Origin of the sequence: Leptolyngbya cf. ectocarpi LEGE 11479 (assembly GCF_015207065.1) — a bacterium.
Taxonomy (GTDB): domain Bacteria; phylum Cyanobacteriota; class Cyanobacteriia; order Phormidesmidales; family Phormidesmidaceae; genus Leptothoe; species Leptothoe ectocarpi.
In genome coordinates, this window is record NZ_JADEXP010000597.1 from 1 (window position 1) to 1,830 (window position 1,830).

A 1,830-nucleotide genomic window follows, 5' to 3' on the forward strand; every position below is an offset into this window, starting at 1 on the left:
CTCACGGTTCGCTAGAAAATATAGGAGAATAGCGAATAGCGTAATAATGCCCAAAATCGTATCCCAGCCAAGCAATGGCCCAGTTGATCAGTAACGAACGCGTCGATGATATCCCACTGCTATTAAGCCAGATGCAAACGCTGGGTTTGCGTGAGCTACTCGACGAGCACTTTGCGCCCCATGGGAACTGGAAAGGTCTGAGCCTAGGCAACGTAGTATTGGGTTGGCTATCGTACATTATCTCCCAAGGAGATCATCGTCTTAATCAAGTCGAAGACTGGGCAAGGGGACTGAATATCAGCTTAAAAGCCTGTCTGAGTGAGTCATTACGCCCCTTAGATTTCAGTGACGACCGGCTCGCAACAGTGCTAGACGAATTGAGTCATGACCTAGCGTGGGAGCGCTTCGAGGGAGCGTTGAATCGTCAAACGGTTCGGGTGTATGACCTGAGCGTAGAGACCGTTCGGATTGACACGACGACGGTCAGCGGTCATCGAGAGCCGACCCCAGACGGTTTATTTCAGTTTGGGCACAGCAAAGACTATCGGCCCGATTTGCCGCAAGTGAAGATATCGCAGGCGGCGTTGGACCCATTAGGAATGCCCGTGAGTACGAGCGTAGTGAGTGGCAACCGAGCCGATGACCCGCTGTATATTCCTGAGATCAAGCAGGTTCAAATGCATCTGTCGAAGCGTGGATTGTTGTATGTCGGCGACAGTAAGATGTCGGCGATAGAAACGCGTGCTTACCTGTCGAAGAGTGAGAACTACTACTTATGTCCGTTGCCTGAGGTACAGGTGTCAAAGACCGACTTAGCCGAGTTGCTCGCGCCGATGTTTCGTGGAGAGGAAGAGCTTGAGTCGATTGCGGCCCCTGAGGTGAATGCAACCGGGCCAAGCAGTGCAGAGACATCTGCCGAGACTGAGGCCATTGCAGAGGGATTTGCCATCGCGATGCCGCAGTCGTTGGGGGCCGATGCAGACCGGTTCACATGGACAGAGCAGTGGCTAGTGGTGCGCTCCTTCAAGCATCAACAACGGCAACAAACCGGGTTAGACCAACGCCTTGAGAAGGCTACTGAGGCACTCGCCCACTTGAATGTCACGGGGCGCGGCCACAAACGGCTGTCGGTTGATGAAACCATGGCCACCGCTGAGAAAATCCTCAAACGCTATCGGGTTACAGACTTGTTACAGGTGGACTACTCAACCACAACCCAAACGATTCATAAACGCGCCTATCGGGATAAGCCCGCCCGCACCCTCACAGAAACCACAGTCCAGGTGAACGCCACGCTTAACCCAGATGCCTACGACCAAGCACAGCGACTGCTTGGATGGCGGGTCTATGTCTCCAACGACTTGGAGCTGTCGCTCTCACAAGCGGTCTATGGCTATCGCAATGAGTATCTGATTGAGCGATGCTTTGGCCGATACAAGGGGAAAGCGCTCGGCTTAACCCCCTTATTTTTAGCCTCTGACCAACGGGTCAAAGGTTTGATTCGATTGCTGAGTATCGGGTTGCGTATTCTCTGTTTACTCGAATTTTCAGTTCGCTCTACACTCGAGTCTACCCAGAAGGAACTGGCGGGACTCTATGCGGGAAATCCTAAACGCACGACCACCAAACCCACGGCTGAGTTGCTATTACGAGCGTTTCGTGGCATCACGCTCACCGTGATGAAGATTAACGGGGCCCTCCAATATTTTCTCTCTGCTTTATCTGAGCGGCAACAGCGCATTCTGCAGTTGTTGAAGGCTTCGGATGATATCTACCTCTCACTCACCGGATAATTTAGGCAACCCTTCCTAAATTTAAGCGAACCGTGAG

1 protein-coding gene is annotated in these 1,830 nt (G+C 52.5%); it reads left to right on the forward strand.

The window, feature by feature from the left end:
• Positions 1-74 precede the first annotated feature (74 nt).
• Positions 75-1,793 carry an IS1634 family transposase gene (locus IQ260_RS30295; RefSeq protein WP_193996756.1) on the forward strand — a complete coding sequence of 573 codons (1,719 nt, stop codon included), beginning with the start codon at positions 75-77 and terminating at the stop codon, positions 1,791-1,793.
• The last annotated feature ends 37 nt before the right edge of the window (positions 1,794-1,830 follow it).